Origin of the sequence: Brucella sp. IR073, assembly GCF_049065735.1 — a bacterium.
Lineage (GTDB): Bacteria > Pseudomonadota > Alphaproteobacteria > Rhizobiales > Rhizobiaceae > Paramesorhizobium.
This window is the reverse complement of the sequence record NZ_JBAKHD010000002.1, coordinates 565,256-571,481: the sequence shown is the minus strand read 5'-3', so window position 1 is coordinate 571,481 and position 6,226 is coordinate 565,256. Positions and strand designations below refer to the sequence as shown.

Sequence of the window (6,226 nt, the reverse complement as noted above, 5' to 3'; positions counted from 1 at the left end):
GGGCTCACACAAGGCAAAAGCTATTCGCGCCGCGATCCGCAAGGCCGGAGCCAAACTGTTCTTCCTGCCCAAATACTCCCCCGATCTCAATCCCATCGAAAAGCTCTTCGCCAAGATCAAGCACTGGCTACGCGAGGCCCAGGCCAGAAGCCGCGACGCAATCTATCAGGCCCTCGCAGCCATCCTCCAAACCGTTTCCCCTACGGAATGCCAAAATTACTTCAAGGAAGCGGGATATGAACGAACTTGAAATCATCCCGCTCTAGCCGTCATTGACGGCGGCGCTCTATTCTGCAGCGTCAGCGACTGGCGAAAGCGGATGTCGCATCCAATCTCCCCCCTTGAGGGGGAGATGTCCGGCAGGACAGAGGGGGGTACTGTCCCGCCAGCGTTTCCAATCTAACTGCAACCAACTTTAATCCAAAAACTCCACCGTCACGCCCGGTTTCACCAGCTTGACCAACTCCTCCGCATCCCAGTTCGTCAGGCGGACGCAGCCATGGCTGGATGTCTTGCCGATTTTGGACGGCTCGGGCGTGCCGTGGATGCCGTAGGTCGGCTTCGACAGCGCGATCCAAACCGTCCCCACCGGGCCGTTCGGGCCGGGCGGGATGGTTAGTATCTTGTCATTATTGCCCTGCTTGAAATTGATCTTCGGATTGTAGGTGTAATTCGGATTGATTGCGATGCGCTCGACCTGCACGATGCCGGAGGGCGAGGGCGTATCGGAGGAACCGATGGTCGAGGGATAGGCGACCACCAGCCTGCCCGTCTCGTCATAGCCGCGCACCTGCTTGCGGATCTTGTCGGCGACGATCCGCGCCACCTTGGCTTTGACGGGCTGGCCGATATTGGGGACGCGCACAACCGAGCCGGGCTGGTTGAAATTCACGCCCGGATTGATTTCCTTCAAATAGGCCTCGTCGATATGGAAACGCTCGCCCAGCATCTCGGTTACGGACGTATATGCCATCGCCGGAAGCTGCGCCTTGTGCGCATAGTCTTCCGGGATCGACGCCACATATTGCCGGCCCACATCCTCATTGGTGATGGTGTATTCCACGAAGGCCGGACCACCCGTCGCTTCCAACTCCGCATTGATGGCCGCCTCATCCGAGGGGTCGAGGAACTTGCCGGTCAGTTCGCCATAGGCGGCGATGGCCTTGTCGACATTGCTGCCCGCGCGCCCGTCGATGGCGCCGGGCGAGGCGCCGGCCCGGTCGAGCAGCACCTGGTAGGCCGCGATCTTCGCCTTCGCGCCCTCGCCTTTCGGCATCTCTATGGCCGGGGTCATCTCATCGGGCGCGGGCACGCCGCGCGGAGCCTCGATGGCTGGCTGGCGCGAATCGTCTCCAAGCGATGCGGAGGCGTCGGGCGGCGGCAGATCCGAGCGCTCGACCTGCCCGTCCATGTTCCCCCGATAGGTGCCCCGCGGGATCGGCTCGTAATAGGGATCGACCGGCGGCGCGTCGGGATAGCGCGCATAGGCATCGTCAGGCGCATCGCTGAACCCGTCATAGGGATCGCCGCCACCGCCGGGGCCGTCCAATGTCCAATTGTCTTCAGGCGGAGGCGCGCGGCGAACGCGCCGGTCCGGCTCTTCGACCGACAGGATGCGGCCGCGGCGGTCCATGGTGATGCGGCGCCCCATCGGGTCGAGGTAAATGCGAATGCGGCCGTCGCGATAGACTTCCTCGCCGGGGTCGTAAAGCTGCGCGAGCTGGATCGTGCCCTCGCCGCCCGCTCCGCGTTTTCCCTCGAATGGCCCCGCCTCGGCGGCGCTTGAAAACATCGTGCCGGTTGCGGAGGCGAGCAAGGCAAGCTGAAAGAGGGAAGAAACGCGCTGCATGAATATACCAGAAAGTCCCCAACGAATCGCGAGGCTGCGATCCTATCTGAATTTTTCCCATGGAGGATGAACTGGACATGAAAATGGCGGCGCGAGGGAAAGGAAAATTGGCGGTAGGGAAATAAGGAAGTAAGGGAGCACATCCCCCGACTCCTTATTCCCTACTCCCTATCGAATCAGGCTGCTTCCGCCGCTTTGGCCGGCGCTTTCGCGCGGAAATTCAGCCGGTCGGAACCGTTGGTGATCTTCACCGTCGAGCCGTCGAGAATGTCGCCCAGCAAAATATGCTCGGCGAGCGGGTCCTGCACTTCCTTCTGGATGACGCGCTTCAGGGGACGCGCGCCATAGGCGGGATCGTAGCCCCTCTGCGCCAGCCAGTTGCGGGCTTCGTCGTTGATCTCGATGGTGATCTTGCGGTCCGTGAGGAGCTTCTGCAGCCGCTCGAGCTGGATATCGACGATCTTGTCCATGTCCTTGCGCTTCAGCCGGTGGAAGAGGATGATCTCGTCGACGCGGTTGAGGAATTCCGGACGGAACGCCGCCCGCACCACCGCCATCACCTCGTCGCGCACCGTTTCCACATCCTGGTCCTCGCCAAGACCAACCAGATACTCGGCCCCAAGATTGGAGGTCATGATGATGACCGTGTTGCGGAAATCGACCGTGCGGCCCTGCCCGTCGGTGAGCCGCCCGTCATCGAGCACCTGCAGCAGCACATTAAAGACGTCGGGATGCGCCTTTTCGATCTCGTCAAACAGGATCACCTGATAGGGGCGCCGCCGCACCGCTTCGGTCAGCACACCGCCCTCGTCATAGCCGACATAGCCGGGAGGCGCGCCGATGAGCCGGGCGACCGCGTGCTTCTCCATATATTCCGACATATCGATGCGCAAAAGCGCCGTCTCATCGGAAAAGAGGAAGGCCGCGAGCGATTTGGCGAGCTCCGTCTTGCCGACGCCGGTGGGGCCGAGGAAGATGAACGAGCCGATGGGCCGGTTCGGGTCCTGCAATCCGGCGCGGGCACGGCGCACGGCCTTCGAAACCGCCTGCACTGCTTCGCCCTGGCCGACGACGCGCTTGGCAAGCTCGTCCTCCATGCGCAGAAGCTTCTCGCGTTCGCCTTCCAGCATCCGGTCGACGGGAACGCCGGTCCAGCGCGAGACGACCTGCGCCACGTGATCGGACGAAACGGTTTCTTCCAGCATCGAGCCTTTGTTCTCGCTGCTTTCGGCCTCGGCCAATTGCTTTTCGAGCTGCGGAATCTTGCCATAGGCAAGCTCGCCCGCCTTCTGGAATTCGCCGCTGCGCTGCGCAATGGCGAGCGCGTTGCGTGCTTCGTCCAGTTGCTTTTTCAGGTCAGCGGCGAGGCCCAGCTTCTGCTTCTCCGCCTGCCAGACGGAGGTGAGCCGCGCCGATTCCTCTTCGAGACCGGCCAGCTCCTTCTCGAGCTTTTCGAGCCGGTCCTTCGAGGCCGCATCCTTCTCATTCTTGAGCGCCTCGCGTTCGATCTTCAACTGCATGATGCGGCGGTCGATCTCGTCCAGTTCCTCGGGCTTCGAATCGACCTGCATGCGCAGGCGCGACGCGGCCTCGTCCACGAGGTCGATTGCCTTATCAGGCAGGAAGCGGTCGGGGATATAGCGGTTCGACAGCGAAGCCGCCGCCACCAGAGCCGAGTCGGAAACGCGCACCTTATGGTGCTGCTCATATTTCTCCTTGAGACCGCGCAGGATCGAGATCGTATCGTCCACCGTCGGCTCGTTGACGAAGACCGGCTGGAACCGGCGGGCGAGCGCGGCGTCCTTCTCCACATATTTACGGTATTCGTCGAGCGTCGTTGCGCCGATGCAGTGGAGTTCGCCGCGCGCCAGAGCGGGCTTCAGGAGATTGGACGCATCCATTGCGCCATCCGCCTTGCCCGCGCCGACCAGCGTGTGCATCTCGTCGATGAAAAGGATGATCTGCCCCGCCGCCGACTGCACTTCCGAAAGCACCGCCTTGAGGCGCTCCTCGAACTCGCCGCGATATTTCGCGCCGGCGATGAGCGCGCCCATGTCGAGCGCCATCAGTTGCTTGTCTTTCAGCGATTCAGGGACATCGCCATTGACGATCCTGAGCGCCAGCCCTTCGGCGATCGCGGTCTTGCCGACGCCCGGCTCACCGATCAGCACGGGATTATTCTTGGTGCGGCGCGACAGCACCTGGATCGTACGGCGGATTTCGTCGTCGCGCCCGATGACCGGATCGAGCTTGCCCGCGCGGGCGTCGGCAGTCAGGTCGCGTGCATATTTCTTGAGCGCGTCATAGCTGCTTTCAGCGGATGCCGAATCGGCAGTGCGCCCCTTGCGGATGTCGTTGATCGCCTGGTTGAGCCGTGCCGGCGTCACCCCGGCGCGCGAAAGTATCTCGGAGGTCTTCGCCGATTTCTCGATGGCAAGCGCGGTCAGAAGCCGCTCGACGGTGACGAAGCTGTCCCCCGCCTTCTTCGCCAGTTCCTCGGCGGTAGTGAACACCTTTGCCAGCGGCTGCGACAGGTAAAGCTGATCGTTGCCGCCGGTAACCTTGGGCAGCGCGTCGAGTGCCGCCTGCAACCCGAGACGCACATCGGCGATCTTGCCGCCTGCCCGTTCGATCAGCGAGCTCGCCAGCCCCTCATCGTCATCGACGAGGACCTTGAGCAAATGTTCCGGCATGAATTGCTGGTTGTTCTGGGAGAGCGCAAAGGACTGAGCCGATTGGATGAAACCGCGCACGCGCTCGCTATATTTTTCGATATTCATGACCGTCTCCTTTTTCTTCCCGGCCCCTTTAGGCACCGGCGAAGGCGCTGGCGACTCTGATCCACCCGGCGCCCCAATTCATATGGGAAAGCGGGCCGGACCCGGCAAGGCGCAGCAGCCCTCACACGCCGGTCAAAACGCATGAAGAATGTTGCGAATAATTCGACTGAAAGGGAAACAGAAATAAAATAATAAAAAGCGAACGCCGGGATGTATGTCCGTGACTCTAAAGAATAATCCAATGGTATGGCTAAAGCTTATTTTATAATGACCGGGATTGCAGCCAGTATAATGCCTACGGCGGCGGTGATCGCCCCACCCACCAAAAGCGTCATTTTGAGCGCCAGGCCATCGATCGCGGCCCGCAACTCCGATCTCGTCCCCTGCAAATCATTTCGAAATTCGCTTCTCAAATCGGAAGCCATAACCTGCAATTCGCTTCGCAGCGTGGATGTAGCAACCTGCAAATCGTTTCGAAATTCGCCTTGAAGCGTGGTCATAGCCGCCTGCAAATCAGATTTCGTAACGAGTTCCGGCATGATGTAATCCCTCGCTGCAAATGAGAGCGCATCTGCCTGTCTTGCGTAAAGCCATCTTTGCGCAGTCTGGCACTGTAGCCAAGTGTATCAAAAGCGATCGCCATTTTAAAGTTCCCCCACCCGCTCGCAAAAACGGCCTCCCCGATCATGGGGAGGCCGTGCAATGCTGTCAATTCTATTGAATAGAACCGCCCGGGGAACCCGAGCCATCCTCAGGCGTCGGAGCCGGCCTCGCTGAAGGCTTCCGCCTTCTTCGGGCTTTCGCCTTCGCCATTGGCCTCCACAGCAGCAGTGCGGCGTGGGCGCGGGGCGCGGCGCGGACGGCGCGTCTCGACGGGTGCGGCCTCTTCCGTGGCTCCATTGGCCGCGCTGCCGTTTGCAGCGCCGTTCACCGCATGGGGCGCATCGCCATTGACCGCCGGCTGCTCGGCTTCGGCTTTCGCTTCCACCGGCGCGCGCTCGGCCTCCACGGGCCGTTCCGGGCGCTCGGGACGCGGACGGCGTTGCCGGCCTGGGCCGCGGCGCTCCGTGGGCTGCTTCTGCACCTCGGGGCCATCCTCGCCGAAGACCACTTCGGCAGGCGTGCCTTCGATCACCGGCTGCGGACCGCTGCCATTGATCGGCTTCGGCGCGGGCGCAGGCGCCGCGGCTACCGGCTGCTGTTCGAAGCCCTCATCCTCGTCGTCCATCTCGTCGTCGAAGGATTCGTCGCGCTGGAACGGCACCGGCGCGCTGGCCTGCGCCGCCATGATGATGCGGTTATAATGCTCGGCGTGCTGGAGATAGTTTTCCGCCATGACGCGGTCACCGGAGGCTTGGGCGTCACGTGCGAGCGCCGCATATTTCTCCGCTATGTGCTGGGCATTGCCCCGGATCTTCACATCCGGTCCATTGCTTTCATAATTGCGCGATAGCGGGTTAGGCCCCTTGCGGTTGTTGTTCCCCCGTCCACGCATGCGCCTGTTCTGCTGTCCTGGCCTCATACTTCTTCTCTTTTCAGATTAAGGGGCGCAAATCCCCGCCGGCCGTGAACAGCCTTTGGGTCTCGTTTGTTATGT

Annotated in this window: 5 protein-coding genes; 1 reads left to right on the top strand and 4 read right to left on the bottom strand. The window is 61.7% G+C overall.

All coding sequences use genetic code 11. From position 1 onward, the window contains the following. On the top strand, positions 1–250 hold a 250-nt coding region (locus ACOWVG_RS06550), incomplete at its 5' end, for a transposase (RefSeq protein WP_420960757.1). Positions 251–415: 165 nt separating this feature from the next. On the opposite strand, the gene ACOWVG_RS06545 is transcribed toward ACOWVG_RS06550, so the two are convergent. The 4 genes from ACOWVG_RS06545 to ACOWVG_RS06530 form a co-directional block, all read right to left on the bottom strand. Continuing rightward, on the bottom strand, positions 416–1,849 hold the full coding sequence (locus ACOWVG_RS06545; RefSeq protein WP_420960755.1) for a L,D-transpeptidase: 1,434 nt from the start codon (positions 1,847–1,849) through the stop codon (positions 416–418). A gap of 176 nt (positions 1,850–2,025) precedes the next feature. Continuing rightward, the gene (clpB, locus tag ACOWVG_RS06540; RefSeq protein ID WP_420960753.1) at positions 2,026–4,629 is read right to left on the bottom strand and encodes an ATP-dependent chaperone ClpB; all 2,604 of its coding nucleotides are present in this window, start codon (positions 4,627–4,629) and stop codon (positions 2,026–2,028) included. A 257-nt stretch (positions 4,630–4,886) separates the two neighbouring features. Beyond that, complete coding sequence (locus tag ACOWVG_RS06535) at positions 4,887–5,168, bottom strand: hypothetical protein (RefSeq protein WP_420960751.1); 282 nt, start codon at positions 5,166–5,168, stop codon at positions 4,887–4,889. A gap of 212 nt (positions 5,169–5,380) precedes the next feature. Next, a complete protein-coding gene (locus ACOWVG_RS06530) occupies positions 5,381–6,151 on the bottom strand; it encodes a DUF4167 domain-containing protein (RefSeq protein WP_420960749.1) in 771 nt (256 codons plus the stop codon). Positions 6,152–6,226: the final 75 nt, after the last annotated feature.